14 protein-coding genes, 2 tRNA genes and 1 pseudogene are annotated in these 18149 nt (G+C 35.5%); 15 read left to right on the forward strand and 2 right to left on the reverse strand.

What is annotated here, in order from left to right:
• Window positions 1-120: 120 nt before the first annotated feature.
• Window positions 121-828 (reverse strand): cyclic di-AMP binding protein CbpA, encoded by a 708-nt coding sequence (cbpA, locus tag H3U49_RS04640; RefSeq protein WP_109586610.1) that lies wholly within the window; start codon window positions 826-828, stop codon window positions 121-123.
• 222 nt (window positions 829-1050) lie between these two features.
• Here cbpA and pth point away from each other — a divergent pair, with 222 nt between their 5' ends.
• From pth to lysS, 12 genes are all read left to right on the forward strand, one after another.
• A complete protein-coding gene (pth, locus tag H3U49_RS04645; RefSeq protein WP_198180050.1) occupies window positions 1051-1617 on the forward strand; it encodes an aminoacyl-tRNA hydrolase in 567 nt (188 codons plus the stop codon).
• A 2-nt stretch (window positions 1618-1619) separates the two neighbouring features.
• Complete coding sequence (mfd, locus tag H3U49_RS04650; protein ID WP_198180052.1) at window positions 1620-5114, forward strand: transcription-repair coupling factor; 3495 nt, start codon at window positions 1620-1622, stop codon at window positions 5112-5114.
• 10 nt (window positions 5115-5124) lie between these two features.
• Window positions 5125-5367: an RNA-binding S4 domain-containing protein gene (locus H3U49_RS04655; protein ID WP_198180054.1), complete on the forward strand. Its 243-nt coding sequence runs from the start codon at window positions 5125-5127 to the stop codon at window positions 5365-5367.
• 75 nt (window positions 5368-5442) lie between these two features.
• The gene (locus tag H3U49_RS04660; protein ID WP_198180085.1) at window positions 5443-5820 is read left to right on the forward strand and encodes a septum formation initiator family protein; all 378 of its coding nucleotides are present in this window, start codon (window positions 5443-5445) and stop codon (window positions 5818-5820) included.
• Entirely contained in the window at window positions 5820-6185 is a 366-nt protein-coding gene (locus H3U49_RS04665) for a S1 RNA-binding domain-containing protein (RefSeq protein ID WP_187160516.1), read from the forward strand. Before H3U49_RS04660 ends, H3U49_RS04665 begins: the two co-directional genes overlap by 1 nt.
• Entirely contained in the window at window positions 6175-7431 is a 1257-nt protein-coding gene (gene tilS / locus H3U49_RS04670) for a tRNA lysidine(34) synthetase TilS (RefSeq protein ID WP_198180056.1), read from the forward strand. Before H3U49_RS04665 ends, tilS begins: the two co-directional genes overlap by 11 nt.
• An 86-nt stretch (window positions 7432-7517) precedes the next feature.
• Window positions 7518-9776, forward strand: coding sequence for an ATP-dependent zinc metalloprotease FtsH (ftsH, locus tag H3U49_RS04675; RefSeq protein ID WP_198180058.1), 2259 nt, complete (start codon window positions 7518-7520; stop codon window positions 9774-9776).
• A 47-nt stretch (window positions 9777-9823) separates the two neighbouring features.
• Window positions 9824-10699, forward strand: coding sequence for an Hsp33 family molecular chaperone HslO (hslO, locus tag H3U49_RS04680; RefSeq protein WP_198180060.1), 876 nt, complete (start codon window positions 9824-9826; stop codon window positions 10697-10699).
• Window positions 10700-10835: 136 nt separating this feature from the next.
• Complete coding sequence (locus tag H3U49_RS04685; protein ID WP_198215879.1) at window positions 10836-12350, forward strand: ABC transporter ATP-binding protein; 1515 nt, start codon at window positions 10836-10838, stop codon at window positions 12348-12350.
• Window positions 12351-12465: 115 nt separating this feature from the next.
• The gene (locus H3U49_RS04690; protein ID WP_052726889.1) at window positions 12466-13092 is read left to right on the forward strand and encodes a histidine phosphatase family protein; all 627 of its coding nucleotides are present in this window, start codon (window positions 12466-12468) and stop codon (window positions 13090-13092) included.
• A gap of 113 nt (window positions 13093-13205) precedes the next feature.
• Entirely contained in the window at window positions 13206-14225 is a 1020-nt protein-coding gene (dusB, locus tag H3U49_RS04695; RefSeq protein WP_198180064.1) for a tRNA dihydrouridine synthase DusB, read from the forward strand.
• Between the two features lie 17 nt (window positions 14226-14242).
• Window positions 14243-15784, forward strand: a complete 1542-nt coding sequence (gene lysS / locus H3U49_RS04700) for a lysine--tRNA ligase (RefSeq protein ID WP_198180066.1) — start codon at window positions 14243-14245, stop codon at window positions 15782-15784.
• A gap of 85 nt (window positions 15785-15869) precedes the next feature.
• Here the strand turns inward: lysS and H3U49_RS04705 are convergent, their stop codons facing one another.
• Window positions 15870-16688, reverse strand: a complete 819-nt coding sequence (locus H3U49_RS04705) for a DUF2785 domain-containing protein (RefSeq protein ID WP_045928463.1) — start codon at window positions 16686-16688, stop codon at window positions 15870-15872.
• Between the two features lie 195 nt (window positions 16689-16883).
• Here H3U49_RS04705 and H3U49_RS04710 point away from each other — a divergent pair.
• From H3U49_RS04710 to H3U49_RS04720, 3 genes and pseudogenes are all read left to right on the forward strand, one after another.
• Window positions 16884-16955: transfer RNA gene (locus H3U49_RS04710), tRNA-Gly, on the forward strand.
• A 43-nt stretch (window positions 16956-16998) separates the two neighbouring features.
• Window positions 16999-17072, forward strand: a tRNA-Pro gene (locus H3U49_RS04715).
• A gap of 857 nt (window positions 17073-17929) precedes the next feature.
• A pseudogene (locus H3U49_RS04720) lies at window positions 17930-18149 on the forward strand (ISL3 family transposase); the annotation flags it as partial.

Genomic DNA, 18149 nt, shown 5'->3' on the forward strand with positions numbered 1-18149 from the left:
GTTAAATTAAAAAATTTCACAATTTAAAAAGACCGACAAATCAACGTTTTATTGACGTGATTTGTCAGCCTTTTTAGTTAGGTTAGAGTTTTTTTCCCAGACTCTTTATAATGATGATATTTAATTGTTATCTTCTTGATTGATATAAACACCTGGATTTTCATCGCTCATCAGTGTCATTCCAGCTTGAAGATCCTCAATTTCAGCAACAACATAACTTTTACGTTCAAGACGTCTAACAATTTCTTTTAAAGTGTCTTCAGTAAGTCCTGCCGGTAATGTAAACAAGATACGTCTCACAGCATTGTCCGTTTCACCGGCTGTAGATGCATCAAGACTCATTACACCTGCTATTGCACAAAATTTACTGATAATTTTGGTCATTTTAGCCAAATTTCCACGAGAATTATCAGTTAACACTGTAAGTACATACGATCCCGTCTTCACATTCCATGCATCTGATAACATGTCAAGCAGTCTTGAGTGGGTTAAAATACCATAAAATTTATTTTCTTCATCTAGGACTGAAATATAAGGTAAGTCTTTGATTGTGAAGAAAACTTTAAAAAACGGTGAATTAACCTTGATAGTTTTAGTAGCATTTTTTAATAAATACGTAACTGGTAGACTCATGTCCTTTCCCTGAGATTTATGGCGGTAAATATGCATTTTATAAATATTACCTCGGAAAATGGTGCCGGTATCATCTAAAATCGGTACACATCTAAACCCAGAATCTTCCAGAATTTTTAATGCTTCTTCAAGCGTAGCGTGTTCGTTAACTGTTGTTAAGTAATCTTTTTTAATAACTAAAGATTTGATAAGCATGAAACTGCCTCCGTTGTAAAAATAATCCCAACAATTATACCATAAACAAATCAAGGATTAAATAAATATGAAAGTAAAATAACTATTCAAAATGATTTTAGCACTTGCAGTACAATTAAAAAAGCTAATTTAGCTAATGAAATCAAAGTGTAATAGTCTTTGAAAAAATTAAAGCAGTTGATTGTGCTATCATTATTACGATAAAAAGTAAGGGGAAATTTGATGAAAATTATAGCTGGTCTGGGCAATCCAGGCAAAAAATATGAGGGAACAAAACATAATACTGGCTTTATGGCTTTAGATTATTATTTAAAAGAAAATAGCCTAACACTTGAAAGAGAAAAGTTTGAAGGAAAATATACCAAGCAGAAGATTGCTGGTGTTGACGTTATCCTTCTTGAACCACAAACATTTATGAATGATTCGGGAAGATCAGTTGCTCAATTTGCCCGCTTTTTCAAGGTTAATCCGCAAGAAATTTTGATTATTCATGACGACATGGATATGCCTTTAGGTAAAATCCGCATCCGTGCAAATGGCAAATCTGGGGGTCATAATGGTATTAAGAGTATTATACGTGATCTCGGCACTAACGACTTCAACAGGCTGAAAATTGGTATTAGGCATCCTGATAATGTCTCGGAAGCTAGCGTCGTTTCATGGGTTTTATCACAATTTAATACTGAGCAAAAAAAGTTGATGGATGAAGCTTTTTCGACGGCTAGTGAAGTCATAACTGACTTTATTGCTGGAAAAAGCTCGCAGTACTTAATGAACAAATATAATTAAAAATGCGTTTAACAAATATTATTGAAAAAGATCATGATCTGCTAAGTTTTATTGCCAATATTAGCAAAACAAAAAATTCTTTAATCACTGGAGCAAATGCCGGTGCTTTTGACTTGCTCTTATGTCAAATAGTAAAAACTTTGAGTAAACCGTTAATTTTGCTGGAGGAAAACGAAAATAAAGCACAAAAAATATACAGTGAATTAAATGCTATTATGCCGGAAGACAGTGTGCAAATTTTTCCGGTTGACGCATCAATTGCAACTCAAACTGCTGTTACTTCGCCTGATGAATTAAGCAGCCGCATTCAAGCACTTAATTTTTTACTAAGTCAAAAAGCGGGCATTGTTGTTGCTACGCCACAAGCATTGCAATACAAGTTGTCTGCTCCGGAAAAATATGAGGCAGCAAGACGCAAATTCGCTCCAGAGAATGAATATGACCTGTCAGAACTGACTAACTGGCTTGTGCAGGTAGGATTTCAGCGAGAAAATTTAGTAGCTAAGCCAGGGGAGTTTGCGTTACGGGGAGATATTTTGGATGTGTATCCTCTAGATAGAGAAAATCCAGTTAGAATTGAATTTTTTGGTGATGAAATTGATACCATTAAGGAATTTGATTTAGCCAGTCAACGCAGTCAAAAACAAATTGACGAAATTGTTGTAACTGCTGCCCAAGATCGAGTTTTTTCTGCTAATAATTTCAAACAAGCAGCACAAGAGATAAAAAAGGCTATAGCAGATTCTCCTGCACCTGAAAAAGATGTTAATAATCATTTTGCAGAATCCCTAGATGAATTGGAGAATGGGTCTTTACCACAAAATTACGCTTTTTTGACAGACTTTTTAATAGCTGAACCTAAGAATTTATTAGATTATTTGTCAGATTCAGGAATAGTGATGCTGGATGACTGGCCTTTAATTGAACAGGCTGTTAAGTCTGTAGATGAACAAAACGCCGGTTTTATTGATGATGAATTAAAAACTGGGGCAATGATTCCAGGACAAGAATTGCGCAGTGATTTTCATGAAAATTGGTCGCAAGACCAACATAATCATATCTATTTCTCGTTATTTCAGCGCAGTATTGGCCGTGTAAAACTAGGACAGTTATTTGATTGGCAGACTAGGGAACCTCAGCAATTTTTCAGCCAAATGCCTCTAATCAAGTCTGAAATTGAGTCATATCAGAAAAAAAGGCAGACAGTAATTTTACAAGCTGATAACGACAAAAGAGGTAAACAAATTAGTCAGACAATGGCTGAGTTTGGCATGGATGTTCCTGTTGTACAGTCAAACGATTTAATAGAAAATCAAACTCAAATTACCGTTGGTGGTTTTACCAGTGGCTTTAGTTTACCTAATAATGACCTGGTTTATTTAACTGAGCGAGAACTTTTTAATAAGGTAACTCACCATAGTAGAAGAATCAAAACTATGGAGAATGCTCAAAGACTGCGGAGTTATACTGAATTAAAACCAGGAGATTATGTTGTTCATGTTAATCACGGAATTGGACGCTTTGAAGGAATAAAAACTTTAGAAAATAATGGTGTAAAAAGAGATTATATTACCATTACTTACCAGCATGGTGATCAATTATTTGTTCCAGCAGATCAGCTGAAACTGGTGCAAAAATATGTTGCTTCAGAGGGCAAAAGGCCACACGTTAATAAACTTGGCGGGAGTGAGTGGGCCAAGACTAAGAGTAGAGTACAATCTAAAGTTGAAGATATAGCCGATGACTTAATTGACTTGTATGCTAAAAGAGAATCGGAAAAGGGGTTTGCTTTTTCAAAAGACGATGACCTGCAGCGACAGTTTGAAGATGCCTTTCCTTATGTTGAAACGCCTGATCAGCTGCGCTCAATTAAAGAAATTAAGCACGACATGGAGCAAGAAAAACCGATGGATCGTTTGCTTGTGGGGGATGTAGGCTTTGGTAAAACTGAAGTAGCTTTAAGAGCAGCATTTAAGGCAATAGAAGATAACAAGCAAGTAGCTTTTTTAGTACCTACAACAATTTTGGCACAGCAGCATTATGAAACGATTCAGGACAGGTTTAAAAATTTTCCCGTCAATTATGCTGCCCTTTCCCGTTTTCAAACACCCGCTGAAGCTAAAAAGATAACAGAAGGACTAAAAGAAGGCAAAATTGATTTAGTAGTGGGAACGCACCGTTTGCTTTCAAAAGATGTAAAGTTCAAAGACTTAGGCTTGCTCATTGTTGATGAAGAACAAAGATTTGGCGTTAAGCACAAAGAAAGGCTAAAAGAACTGAAAGCCAATATTGATGTTTTAACTTTAACTGCAACGCCAATTCCACGGACTTTGCACATGTCAATGATTGGCGTGAGAGACTTGTCAGTCATGGAAACCCCACCATCTAATCGTTATCCTATTCAAACTTACGTGATGGAGCAAATACCAAGCGTGGTTAAGGAGGCTTGTATGAGGGAAATTGCGCGCGGTGGCCAAGTCTTCTACTTGCATAATCATATTGGCGACATCGATGACGTGGTAACAGAATTAGAGAACCTAATGCCGAGTGCTAGAATTGTTAGTGTCCATGGCCGTATGAGCAAAAATCAAATGGAAGATATTCTGTATCGGTTTTTAAACAGAGAATTTGATATTTTAGTTACCACAACAATCATCGAAACTGGTATTGATATGCCTAATGTCAATACTATGTTGATTGAAAATGCAGATCACTATGGTTTAAGTCAGCTATATCAATTGCGTGGCAGAATCGGACGCAGTGCTCGTTTAGCATATGCTTATTTTTTATACCAGCCTAATAAAGTTTTAACTGAGGTCGGTGAAAAAAGGTTGGATGCTATTCGCGATTTTACTGAACTGGGTTCTGGTTTTAAAATTGCCATGCGAGATTTATCAATCCGTGGAGCTGGCAATATGTTAGGAGCACAGCAGCATGGCTTTATTGATAGTGTTGGATATGATTTATATTCTCAAATGCTGTCAGATGCAATTAAAAACCGTAAAAGTAAAAAGAAAGTCAAAAAAAGCAATGCTGAAATCAATTTAGGGCTTGAAGCATATATTCCTGATCAATATATTAGCGATCAGGAGGAAAAAATTGAGTTTTATAAAAAGATCAAAACGGCTGGTACTGCTGATATTGAACAAATTCAAGACGAATTAATTGATCGTTTTGGCAATTATCCTGAGCCGGTAGAAAATCTGCTAGCTGTTTCACAACTAAAAGCTGAAGCAGATTTGGCTCAAGCACGTAACATAACTAAAGTTAATGATCATGAAGTAAAAGTTGAATTTGCTAAAGAAGCATCTAGTGAATTGCAGGGACCAAATATTTTCAAAGCTCTAGAACATGTATCATATAAGGTTAAAATCAGTCTCTCTCCAGTTAAGAGACTAGTTGTATTGCTGGAATTACCCGAAAACATAAATCACCGGCAACTATTTGCTAATTTAGTAACATTTATGTCAGCAGTCAGTGATATCATACAAAAATAAGGAGAAAGAAATGAGAATTGATAAATTTTTAAAAGTTTCAAGATTAGTTAAAAGGCGTCCAATTGCTAAAGAAATGGCTGACCAAGGTCGAATCAAGGTAAATGATCATGTGGTTAAGTCCAGCTATGATGTCAAAATTGGAGATATTATTGAAGTTGGATATGGCTCAAAAGAAGTCAAAGCAAGAGTCTGTGCTATTAAAGAAACTACGAAAAAAGCTGAAGCAAGTGAATTATACGAATTGATAAATTAGTTTTTATCTTTAATGACATTTATAAGTGGTCTTGTTATAATTAAAATAGTATTTGTTTTGGTAATAGAGGTCAAAATTATGAACGGTCCACGGATATATAATTCACTTAGTCCGGAAGAGCAGGTTGCTCGTCTGAAACGTAAACAGGAAAAAAGAGCAAAAGAAGTACATCGTGTTAGGCGAAATCGGATTATTGCAGTTTTTATAGCTATTTTTGCCTTTTTAGGCGTGCAAATTGGAGTTACTCATGCTCAAACTGAGCATATTAATAGTCAAGTACAAACTTCTAAAAAGGCTCTTAAAAAGATAAATAATCAAAAGCAAGTTTTAATATCAAAAAGAAACGATTTAAAAGATCCTGATTACGTGGCTAAACTGGTACGGTTCAAGTTTTTGTATTCTAAACCAAACGAAACAATTTACAATTTGCCTGAAGGAAAAAATAATAATTAATGAAATACCAAGTTGGACAGAGAGTGACAGGAACTATTAATAACATTAGTGACTTAGGCATTTTTGTTACTCTTTCTCATCATAAGACGGGATTAGTTCATCATAGTGATTTTGGCAATAATTGGTTACGTGAAAAAAGCAATTATCATGTTGGTGAGCAGATAAGAGTAGTAATTATTCATAACTATAAGGGTAAAATTGGTCTCTCCAAAATGAGAGTTAATGATCCTGATTTAATTGATCATACTAATTCTTTTTCCGACACTAAAAAAGAAAAATTTACCATGGTGTTGTCTAAAACAGTATCTGATGCTAAAAAAGAAATAAAAAAATTAGAAAAAGACTTGGTTAGTTATGCAAATTGATAACTTTTTTAAAGAAAATCATTTGCCATTAACCGGTAAAACCCTCGTTGTTGCGGTTAGTGGAGGACCAGATTCTTTGGCTTTGCTCGATCTGCTTTATCAAATAAAGAAACACTATCAATTTAAGTTGATATCAGCTCATTTAGACCATCAGCTTAGGTCAGATTCTTTGGAAGAGGAAAAAGTAATTACTGCATACTGTAAGAATAAAAATATTCAGTTAGTTAATGAAATTTGGCCTCAAAATATACATCCTGTTACCGGGATAGAAGCTGCTGCTAGAAAGTATCGCTACAATTTTTTGGTGAAGGTGATGCAGCAAAATCAGGGTGATTATTTATTAACAGCCCATCATATGGATGACTTGCTTGAGAATATTTTGCTTAAGTTTATACGCTCTGGTTATCCTAGTGAAATGAACAGTTTAAAGCCAATTAGCAAAATTCAAGGTATGACTTTATTAAGACCACTTTTAAGTAAGAAAAAAGAAGACTTATTGTTATACGATCATAAGCGACAAATATCTTATGTGATTGATAAGACCAACAATGAAGATGATACCTTGCGCAACAAGCTGCGTCATCATGTGATTCCATTGCTCAAAAAGGAAAACAAGCAAGTTGGTCGTAATGCTCTCAGATTTAGCCAACAAGTTAGTTTGTTAACTGCAATAGCAAATAACAGTTTTGCTCAGTTAAAGCAACCGGAACCTTTTTTAGGTATAGCCTACCGTTTAGAAATAAGTGCTTTAGAAGATTTGAGCAATGAAGAAAAAACTGCATTTTGGCAAAACTTTATTTGGCATAAGTGGCATGAACGCGTTAATAAGAATTTAGCCAATTTCACTTTAATTGCTTATCAAGGCTTTTTTTATCTTTTTAATAAATTACCTGCTTTACCGATAACCCAAAAAGTCAATGTGGATCAAAAGTTTTCTTTTAATAATCGTAAATTTTTGCTTTCACTTGAATCAGAAGAGTCACTAAAGTTAATTGGTCAATTTGTTGCAGAAAATAAAAAACAAATTAGGGTAGGTTCAATCAGACCCGGAACAAAATTGATATTACAAAATGGCAATCATGCAAGGAGTAAGAAAAAATTTGCTCAAAGTAGTATTCCAAATATATTGCGCCCCTATTGCTTAACTATTTATGCTGGTGATAAAGTCGTTTTTATTGAAAGAACATACTCTAATCAAATGGTCAGTTCTAATGAGACAAATTACTTTTTGTATGAAGACATTTAATAAGAAATTTTAAATTATTAGAGCACAACCTAAATTTGTGATAAACTTTTATTCGTATATCTCTAGAAACTTTGTGGAGGTTTTTTATGAAAAATAACCGGAATCGGCTGTTTTCAAATGGTCTTTTCTATATAGTTGTTTTTCTCTTGTTATTAGGAGGAATCAACTGGGCACTTGGTGGATCAGATAATTCTGGCAGCAGTGAAAATATCAGCTACTCTGAATTTGTCAGTGATTTGCGCAAGGGAAAAGTTAAGGATTTTAACATTCAACCTGCAAATGGTGTTTATACTGTTTCAGGTAGTTATAAGGAAACACAGGAAAGTAAAAGCCAGTCAAAAAACAGTTTTGACTTTTTTAATGGCAATTCAGGCTCAAAAGTATCACGTTTTTCAACTACAATGTTGCAAAATGATTCGAGCGTGTCTAAAGTTCAAGATTTAGCTCAAAAGAGCAGCACTAAGATGACGACTCAAGGGGAGTCACAGTCTGGTAACTGGATTTCCACAATTGTGATGCTGGTGCCAACTATTCTCTTCATTGTGATGCTTTGGATGATGGTCAGTCAAAGCGGCGGTGGCCGAGGCGGCAATGGCGGCATTATGAACTTTGGGCGCTCTCATGTAAAACCTGAGGATCCCAAGAAAAATAAAGTTCGTTTTTCTGATGTTGCTGGTGAAGAAGAAGAGAAACAAGAATTAGTAGAAGTAGTTGAATTTTTAAAGAACCCAGCTAAATTTACTAAGCTTGGTGCTAAAATTCCTTCGGGTGTTTTACTTGAGGGCCCTCCGGGTACTGGTAAAACGTTGCTTGCTCGTGCCGTAGCGGGCGAAGCGAATGTACCATTCTTCTCAATCTCAGGTTCTGACTTTGTTGAAATGTTTGTCGGTGTTGGTGCCAGTCGTGTACGTGATCTGTTTACCAATGCTAAGAAAAATGCTCCAAGTATTATATTTATTGACGAAATTGATGCCATTGGGCGTAGACGTGGCGGCAATGCCGGTGGCGGTGGCAATGATGAACGTGAACAAACTTTAAACCAGTTGTTAGTTGAGATGGATGGTTTTGAAGGTAACGAAGGCGTAATCGTTATTGCAGCTACTAACCGTTCCGACGTCTTAGATCCGGCTTTACTAAGGCCGGGTAGATTTGACAGAAAAATCTTGGTTGGAACTCCTGATGTTCGTGGTCGTGAAGCTATTTTACGTGTTCATGCCAAAAACATGCCTCTGGCTGATGATGTTGACTTAAAGGAAATTGCTCGCCAGACGCCAGGTTTTGTCGGTGCCGACTTGGCCAACCTACTTAACGAAGCTGCTCTACTTGCGGCAAGACGTAATGGCACAAATATTACTGCTGCTGATTTGGATGAAGCAGAAGATCGCGTTATTGCTGGTCCTGCCAAGAGAAATAGCTTGATTTCTCAAAAAGAAAGGCGTCGAGTTGCTTTCCATGAAGCCGGTCACTCTATTTGCGGGTTAGTTTTAAGTGATTCAAGAACGGTACGTAAAGTAACTATTGTTCCCCATGGCAGAACAGGTGGTTATAACTTGATGTTGCCTAAAGATGACCAGTTCCTGTTAACCAAGAAACAGTTAATGGAACAAATCGTTGGTTTAATGGGTGGCCGTGCCGGTGAAGAAGTGGTAGTTGGTGATCAATCAACAGGTGCTTCTAACGACTTTGAGCAAGCAACACAAATTGCTCATAGTATGGTAGTTAATTACGGAATGACCGACTCATTAGGAATGGTAGAACTGGAAAAAGAAGGCGAAACCAATCCGTATGGTTTTAAACCATATAGTGAGGCAACCTCTGCCAAAATTGATGAAGCAGTTAAGAAGCTACTTGACGAAGCTCACGCTAAAGCAGTTGAGATTGTGAAAAATAATCGTGAAAAACATCGTATTATTGCTGAAGCTCTGCTTAAGTATGAAACTTTAGATGAAAAGCAGATTATGTCTTTGTACACCACAGGCAAGATGCCTGAAAAGACCGAACAAGAATATCCTAGTGAATCAAAGGCTTCAACTTATGAAGAAGCTAAAGCAGCTGCTGAAAAGAAAGAAAATCAATCTCAGAAAAAGAACACTGTAAATTCTGAAAAGGCACAGGAAGAAAGAGATAGCTCTTTGGAATCACCTGCCCAAAAGAATGAGGAAGCAGAAGAAAGTAATCCTGAGAATCCAGAAAAGAATGAATTTCCAAAAGAATCAGAGCTAGATAAAGAAGAAAAAGAGCATGAGTTAAATTCTTCAGAATCTAAAAATGAAGATTCTACAGGAAAGCAAAATTCTAATGATACCGATCAGTCACCTAGTGAAAATGATCATCCTCAAGAGTAATATTTAATAGAGCCTACAATTAGGCTCTATTTTTTTAGGAGAATAAAATGAATGATTATTTAGTTAAAGCAATTGATAAATCAAAAAACTTGCGTCTGTTAACAATAACTGCCAAAGGTTTGGTTCAAGAGGCACAAACTCGCCATGACACTTGGTCAGCTTCTTCTGCTGTTCTTGGACGTAGTTTAATAGCAGGAGTTTTACTAGCAGGAGCAGAACTTACCGATAAGGAAGAACTGACTATCAGACTATTAGGCAATGGACCCGTGGGTCCCACGATTGTGACAGCCAAATCAGATTTAACTGTGAAGGGTTATGTTAAAAATCCTCACATTGCATTGCCACCAAAAAAGAATGGCCATATTGATGTTAAAAAAGCAGTTGGCGAAGGGTGGCTTGAAGTAACTAAAGACTTGGGCTTAAAAGAGCCCTATACGGGTCAAGTACCTATTGTTTCTGGTGAAATTGCTGAAGATATTGCCTATTATTTAACAAAATCAGAACAAATACCTTCAGCTGTTGGTTTATCTGTATTTGTTAACCCTAATAATACTATCGGTGAAGCAAGTGGATTCATGCTACAAGCATTGCCTGGTGCAACAGATAGCTTAATTACGAAAACTATTGATCGCATCAACAATTTACCTGCGCTTTCTATGGCATTTTTAGATGGTTTGACTCCTGAAAAATTGGCAGCTATGATTCTAGGCGATGACTGTAAGATTTTAGAAAAAGATGAAGTTGCCTTCAAGTGTGATTGTTCTAAAGAAAAATATGGCAAGATTTTAGCAACAATGAAGAAAAGTCAAATCGAAGCCATGATAAATGAAGATTACGGAGCTGAGCTGACTTGTAGCTTTTGTGGCAATAAGTACCATTATTCTGAAGAAGAATTAAAAAATATTTTGACTAAAATTAATTAATAAGTTATCGTCATATTAGTGATAAGTATGTTTTGATTTATTTTAGTTAGAATTTTGAAGGGAAAGAAAATTGGTTGGGAAATATCTACGACAGGTAATTAATAGAATTGGAATACCAAAAATAGCACTTTTTTGCGTGTTTCTTTTTCTTGCCTATGCCGTGTATTTTGCACAACCGTATTTGATTACTGAATTATTTCAGGCCCATTTAAGCACAAATTGTCAAATATTATTAGTACTCGCCCTGGCTGTCTCTTTGATGATGATGCCGTTAATAAATAGTTGTAATAATTCATTTATTCAGGCTGTAAGAAAGTTTTCTAAACAAATTTTATGGGAGTCAGTTGTTAATAAGCCTTTTAGCTACTTTTCTGATAAACCAGTGGGAAAGGTTCAAAGCTACATTAAAGATGTTTCATTTGCATGTCGAGAGTTGGAGCAATCCGGACTAGGAGTTGTAGTGCAAATGTCTGTTATGCTTATTATGTACACAATAATGCTAAGTATACAAAATATCTTTGTGGGTTTTTTATATTTATTTTTCTTTGTTAGTTATATGTTGATTTCGGTGTGGATGGCGCGAAAAAATAGGGATAATGTTGCGGCATCATTGAAAAGTGCTTCAAAAGTCAATGAATATATCATTGATTATTACAGTAACATAGAAACGATTTTAGCAACTAATTCTAAAGACTTTGAAGAACAGAATATGGATAAAATCTTGAATGATGAACAAAACACTTTTATCAAAGTTCAAAAAATTACTAACGAGGCTTCTCTGTTTCAGCAATTTTTAATTGTGATTTTGGCATGTATTATTACGGTTTTAGGGCAATTTTTAATTGGTACTAAAGAAAATCAAGCACTCTCTTTAATCCTAATTCTCTTATACTCTATTGTTAATTTATCTGGTTTTGGCACCCAGTATTTAGCAATTGAAGAATTTTTAAACAGAATTCGTTCAGGACTGACTGAACTGGAATACGGGAAAAATGCGGCTAAAAATTTGTCAGCTTTTAAGTTTGATCAAAATGCAAAAACAATTGCTTTTAAGCAAATCAGCTATTCCTATAAAAATAAGCAAGACGTTTTCCAAAATTTGGATTTAGAATTTAAAAAAGGTAAAATGACTGCATTAGCAGGACCAAATGGAACTGGTAAAAGTACGCTGCTTAAACTTTTAACTGGTTTCTATCAACCACAATCCGGACAAATTATTTTGCCTTTTGCCAAGCAGCCGAAATTATTATATTTACCTCAGAGTGCTCAATTATTTAACCGCTCAATTATGGCAAATATTTGTTATCCAAATAATAAAGTTGCAATTGAAGAAGTATTTAAATTGATTGAAGAAATCAATTTAAATACGTTAATTCATACTGAAAAGGACTTGACGGTCAAAACACCTGGAGATTTTAAAAATAAAATTTCTGGTGGCGAAAAACAAAAAATTTTATTTTTAAGGGCAATCATCTCGAAACCGCAAATATTACTGTTAGATGAATTTACTAGTAATTTAGATGAAAATACTATTGCTATTGTTTACCGAATGATAAAGAAATATTTGCCTAATGTCACAATAATTAGTGTTGTACACCGTTTTGCGGAATTGAAATATTATGATGAAGTTGTTAATCTTAAAAAAGACTGACTCAAGTTTCAACCAAATAGCATTATAGTTCATAGGTTTTTTAAGATTAAAGATGCGGTCAGTACCAATTTTGCTATAATGAAAGAGATGAATGAAAAGAAAAGGAGAAAAATAAATGCTGAATGTGTATATTGTTCGTCACGGCCAAACAGATACTAATAAAACTTTTGGTATTAACGGGTCAGGAACAAATCTACCACTGAATGAAAAAGGTAAAAAACAGGCAGAAAACTTAAGAGACAGTTTTGACATTAATAAAATTGATTGTGTATATAGCAGCCCTTTAAAAAGAGCCCGTGAAACTGCAGAAATTTTAAACCATGGCAAGCATGAAATTATTGTTGATGACAGATTATCTGAAATGAATTACGGCAACTGGGATGGTCAAGATGTACATGATATAATTGCTAAATATCCGCAAGTATTTGATGAATTAGGCTATTTTAAAGAAAATTATAGTGATTATTGTTCAGGAGAAACTTACCAACATTTGGCAGATAGATTAATGGATTTCTGGCATGACTTAATCAATAATCACAAAGACGAGTCAGTTTTATTAGTCTTTCACGGAACAGCTTCACGTTCATTGGTTCAGAATGTTTTAGGCATCCCCAAAATAACTTTGGTTGGTGAAATACAAAATGCTGGTGTAATTAACATTTCAGTTGATGAAGCTAGCCAAAAACCGTTTTTGCGTTATTATAATAGAGTTGCACCTGGAAAATTTTTTATCGAAAAGTAATTAAAGATTTATATAGATATTAAGGGTTAACTTTTTGTTACGAAAAGTACCATGAATTTTGCTTATAGAATCCTTTTTGTTAAGATATTATGGTGTTTTGAAAGGGTGATTTAGTGGATAACAGTTGGAAAATTCGTGATATAACTATTCCCAATCGTGTTGTGGTGGCGCCAATGGCTGGAGTGTCAAATTCTGCCTTTAGAATGATTTGTAAAGAATTTGGGGCTGGTTTAGTTGTCTGTGAAATGATTTCAGATCATGGCATTATTTATCGTAATAAGAAAACTATGTCAATGATGAAGGTTGACCCGCAAGAACATCCTATGAGTATTCAAATATTTGGTGGTACTGAAGATACTTTACTTGAAGCAGCACAATATATTGACCAACATACTGCTGCTGATATTATTGATATTAATATGGGATGTCCGGTTCCTAAAGTAACGAAAACAGATGCGGGATCTAAATGGCTGCTTGATTCTAATAAAATTTACCAAATGGTACATAAAGTTGTCCAAAATGTGCAAAAACCAGTTTCTGTCAAAATGCGCATTGGCTGGGATCGCAAGCATATTTTTGCAGTAGAAAATGCTTTAGCTGCTCAGGAAGCCGGTGCCAGCATGATCGCAATGCATGGCAGAACCCGTAAGCAAATGTACATGGGAGAAGCTGATTGGGAAACGTTGCACGATGTAGCTCAAGTGCTTGACATTCCTTTTGTGGCTAACGGTGATATAACGACGCCGGAATTAGCTAAAAAAGCTTTGGATGAGATTGGATCAACTGCAGTTATGATAGGTCGGGCAGCCTTGGGCAATCCCTGGATAGTTAAAAATATGGTGCACTATTTAGAAACCGGTGAGAAACTCAAACCGCAGACTGTCCGTGAAAAGGTTGCTACAGCTAAACACCAATTAAAAGGTTTAGTTGAATTAAAAGGGGAAAAGATTGCAGTTCCTGAATTTCGCCAGCAAGCAGCCTACTATTTAAAGGGAGTTCCCCGTTCTGCACGTACTCGTGCTAAAATAAATGAGGTTTGGACGGCACAAGAAGTTTATGATTTGCTTGACAATTTCGTTGATGATTATGAAAAAAGGCAAAAACAAAGGGCTGTCAGAAGTGAAGTTAATTAATAATGGAGGAAATGTAATTGGCTAAAAATGAAATGAATGACCAATTAATCGTTCGACGCCAAAAATTAGACGAATTAAGAGAAAATGGCATCGAACCTTTTGGAATGAGAAAGTTCGATCGGCAAGACTTAGCGCGGTCTTTGAATGAAAAATATTCTCAAGATGATAAAGACGAGCTAAATAAAGAATTGCCTAAGACCAAAATTGCTGGCAGAATGCTGGCTAAAAGGGGTAAAGGTAAAGTCGGTTTTGCGGATCTCTATGATCGGACAGGCAAAATACAGATTTATGTTCGTAAGGACATTGTCGGTGAAGACAATTATAAGATCTTTAAGAAGTCCGATATTGGTGATTTCTTAGGCATTGACGGTGAAGTTATGAAAACTGATACCGGTGAGTTAACGATTCGCGCAACTCATGTTACCTTTTTATCTAAGGCTTTACGGCCATTGCCTGAAAAATATCATGGTTTAAAAGACGTTGAACAAATATATCGTCAACGTTATCTTGATTTAATTACTAACCGTGAAAGTTACGAGCGTTTTGTAAATCGGACTAAAATTATCCAAGCTATCCGTGATTATTTGAATAGTAAGGACTTTTTGGAAGTTGAAACTCCCGTTCTGCACAATATTCCAGGTGGTGCCGAAGCACGGCCATTTATTACTCATCACAACGCTTTAGATATTGACTTGTACATGAGAATTGCTTTGGAATTACCTTTAAAACGTCTGATTGTCGGTGATATGGAAAGAGTTTACGAAATTGGTCGGGTATTCAGAAATGAAGGCCTTGATACTCACCATAACCCTGAATTTACTGAACTTGAGACTTACTGTGCTTACTGGGATTTCCATGATGTTATGGATGAAGCAGAAGGAATCATTCGTGCAGCTGCCAAAGTTGTATCAGAAGATGGTAAAGTTACTTATCAGGGTACAAACATTGATTTGGGTAAGCCTTTCCGCCGCGTTCATATGGTAGATATGATTAAAGAGAAGACTGGTGTTGATTTTTGGCAAAAGATGAGCGTTGAAGAAGCTACAAAAATTGCTGAAGACCACGATATTAAGGTTGAAAGCTTCTGGAAAGTGGGTCATATCATCAATGCTTTCTTTGAGAAGTATTGTGAAGAAACAATTGTTGACCCAACATTTGTTTATGGTCATCCAGTTGAAATTTCACCATTGGCTAAGAAAAATGCCGATGATCCACGCTTCACTGATCGTTTTGAAATCTACATCATGGGCGAAGAATATGGTAATGCCTTTTCTGAATTAAATGATCCAGATGACCAGCGTGAACGTTTTGAAGCGCAAATGGCAGAACGTGAAGCCGGAAACGATGAAGCTGATATGATTGATGAAGATTATTTGCGTGCTATGGAGTACGGCATGCCACCAACAGGTGGTTTGGGCATCGGAATCGATAGATTGGTAATGCTTTTGACAGATGCACCTGCAATCAGGGATGTGCTTTTATTCCCAACAATGCGTCCTGAAAAGGTTGAAGATATTGATCGGGAAGTCAAGGAAGACTTGAAGAAAAAGAGCAAATAATAATTAATCGTTTTGCTAGCACTATAGCAAAGCTAATGACACTACTAAAAAAGAATCCTTCTTTAGGGATTCTTTTTTAGTTTTCCTACAATGTATAACCCATTTTTTCGTTATAGGCAGTTATTTTCGAAAGTAGATTATCTTTAACAGACTGGTTTGAAAAATAAAAATACCAGTTTTGAAGTAATTTGAGCCAGGAACTTAATCGATACCAGCTGATGCGATCATTTTCTGCGAGCTGCTGATAAATTTTTTCGTTATAGCAGTTAATAAACGAATTAAACTCAGCAGTCGGTATTTTACCGAAATGAACGCCTTCAAAACAGGCAAAAGCTAACCGTTGCTCCTCATCATCAATAAACGGTCCTTGCATATTTTGAAAGACCGTTTCAATTATGGCAAAAATATCAGCAGTATTATTTGTTGTAAAATCTGGATGACTTAAAGTAGAGCCTAAAAAGTCGCTACCATGAGCAACGCTGTGAGCCCAGCCTTTATCTTTAACATAACCGCGGAAATCTTTTTCTTCCTTCAAATAGGAAATACTCCAGTTAAAAAGAGTTTTTCGTTCGGTCGCATTTAAAATTGAATGCTTTTTATCGTCATCTAAAATTAGGGAACCCAGTAATGCACTGAATGTTCTGAGAAAAATTAAATCGTTTTCTGGCTGATCGATGCCCTTAAACAGATTTTTTGAATTGATAAAATTGGCAAAAATTTTTGCTTTCTGCTTTGAAGTAAATGAATTTTCAAAAAAGCCACGAGCAAAAAGCGTATAAACAACATCATCACGAAGATGTGGGTCAAGGTTTCCGATATTTTGCAACATATAGTCGATTTGACTATCATCAAAAGTGATTTTACCAGAATCTAAATTAACAAGTTTTTCCAGTTCTTTTTGCAATTCTGTAACCCTCCTTTTTATCTGACAGTGATATGATTTCATATTTGTGTATAACAGAATACTACCTTTTACTAGCAATTATGTTTTAGAAACTCTCAAAAGGCAAGCTTTCCCGTTAAAATACTTATTTTACGGATTTATTTTACTAAAAAAGGTTGCAAAATGAGATTGGTTTGCTATAATGATATTTGTCTTGCGGAAGTAGTTCAGTGGTAGAACATCACCTTGCCATGGTGGGGGTCGCGGGTTCGAATCCCGTCTTCCGCTCTAGAAAAAAGACTCACCAAAAGCGGTGAGTTTTTTTAATAAACGGGAAATAGCTCAGCTTGGTAGAGCGCTACGTTCGGGACGTAGAGGTCGCAGGTTCGAATCCTGTTTTCCCGATAAAGAAGATTTTGCCTTTATATCAGATGGCTTAAACGCTGGTATAAAGGCATTTTTGTTTTTTCAAGTTTTCTGAAACTAGCTCAAAATGAGCTAAAAAACTTCATATTAGACTTCATATTTTTAAGCAGACGTGCAAGTGGGCTAATCTTAGATATTTAGCTAATAGAATAGTTTCATAGTAAAAGGCGTTGATACATCGGTAATTTAGAGGGATGATAAGTCCTTTGAAAGTTGTTCAGAAAATCAAAAAAGAGTTTTAATTGGAGTCTATATACTTGATAAACTCAATCGTGATATAAGTGGAGAATATTGGTTATAAACAATTATGCTATTACTATTTAAAGCACACAGCGATTGATGAGTTTATTGGCAATTTTACTAGAGCTCAAAAAAGTATGAATCTTAACCCTTCATTTAAGTTACTAAAATAATCTGCAATACTATTCTGTGTACTACAACTTTTTTTAAGCCTTTACTTTAGACTAAATTTGCTTTAAGGAAAAACGTTTTGGTTTTTTAAGGTTTTCATTTTCAACAGAACATTCCCCCAATAGCTGAAACGGGTTTTTGCTGCATTGCTACTCCTAATTGAACTCATCACAAAACTTTTGTTGTTTTACATTCAGTTTATGTTTCATATCATTTCATTATCTATCGATTTTTGTGCATAAAAATAGCCGAGTTATTAACTCGACTATATTATTTAAGTGGCTCTATAATTTATCCTGTTGATGACTTATCCATGTGGTAAGCTGTTAATAGGTTTTTTATTGCATAAAAAAGGAGGACATCTTCCTCTTGCTTCTTGTAATAAAATATTAACTTCACCCAATATTTTATAGAAGGTTTGAATTATGTCCTCTTTTAATAATTATATTAAATTTGCTCTTGATATTAAAGATCAAAACATTGTTTTTGAAGATTATTTCTGCCGTTTGGCTAACGGCTATAAGCAGAAGGTTTACCAAGCTGTCTTATTGCAGCCCAGTTGTCCCTTTTGTGGCTCACAGGATGCGGACACAATGGCCGTTTGAAAACCGAAATCCGCTATCCTGCTGCCAATGCCGGTCAGCC

Source organism: Lactobacillus sp. W8174 (assembly GCF_016100975.1).
GTDB lineage: Bacteria > Bacillota > Bacilli > Lactobacillales > Lactobacillaceae > Lactobacillus > Lactobacillus juensis.

Coding starts and splice junctions, on each gene's coding strand:
- hslO (WP_198180060.1), top strand. CDS start 9,824: ATGAATGATTATTTAGTTAAAGCAATTGATAAATCAAAAAACTTGCGT.
- pth (WP_198180050.1), top strand. CDS start 1,051: ATGAAAATTATAGCTGGTCTGGGCAATCCAGGCAAAAAATATGAGGGA.
- cbpA (WP_109586610.1), bottom strand. CDS start 828: ATGCTTATCAAATCTTTAGTTATTAAAAAAGATTACTTAACAACAGTT.
- H3U49_RS04690 (WP_052726889.1), top strand. CDS start 12,466: ATGCTGAATGTGTATATTGTTCGTCACGGCCAAACAGATACTAATAAA.
- tilS (WP_198180056.1), top strand. CDS start 6,175: ATGCAAATTGATAACTTTTTTAAAGAAAATCATTTGCCATTAACCGGT.
- ftsH (WP_198180058.1), top strand. CDS start 7,518: ATGAAAAATAACCGGAATCGGCTGTTTTCAAATGGTCTTTTCTATATA.
- mfd (WP_198180052.1), top strand. CDS start 1,620: ATGCGTTTAACAAATATTATTGAAAAAGATCATGATCTGCTAAGTTTT.
- H3U49_RS04665 (WP_187160516.1), top strand. CDS start 5,820: ATGAAATACCAAGTTGGACAGAGAGTGACAGGAACTATTAATAACATT.
- H3U49_RS04655 (WP_198180054.1), top strand. CDS start 5,125: ATGAGAATTGATAAATTTTTAAAAGTTTCAAGATTAGTTAAAAGGCGT.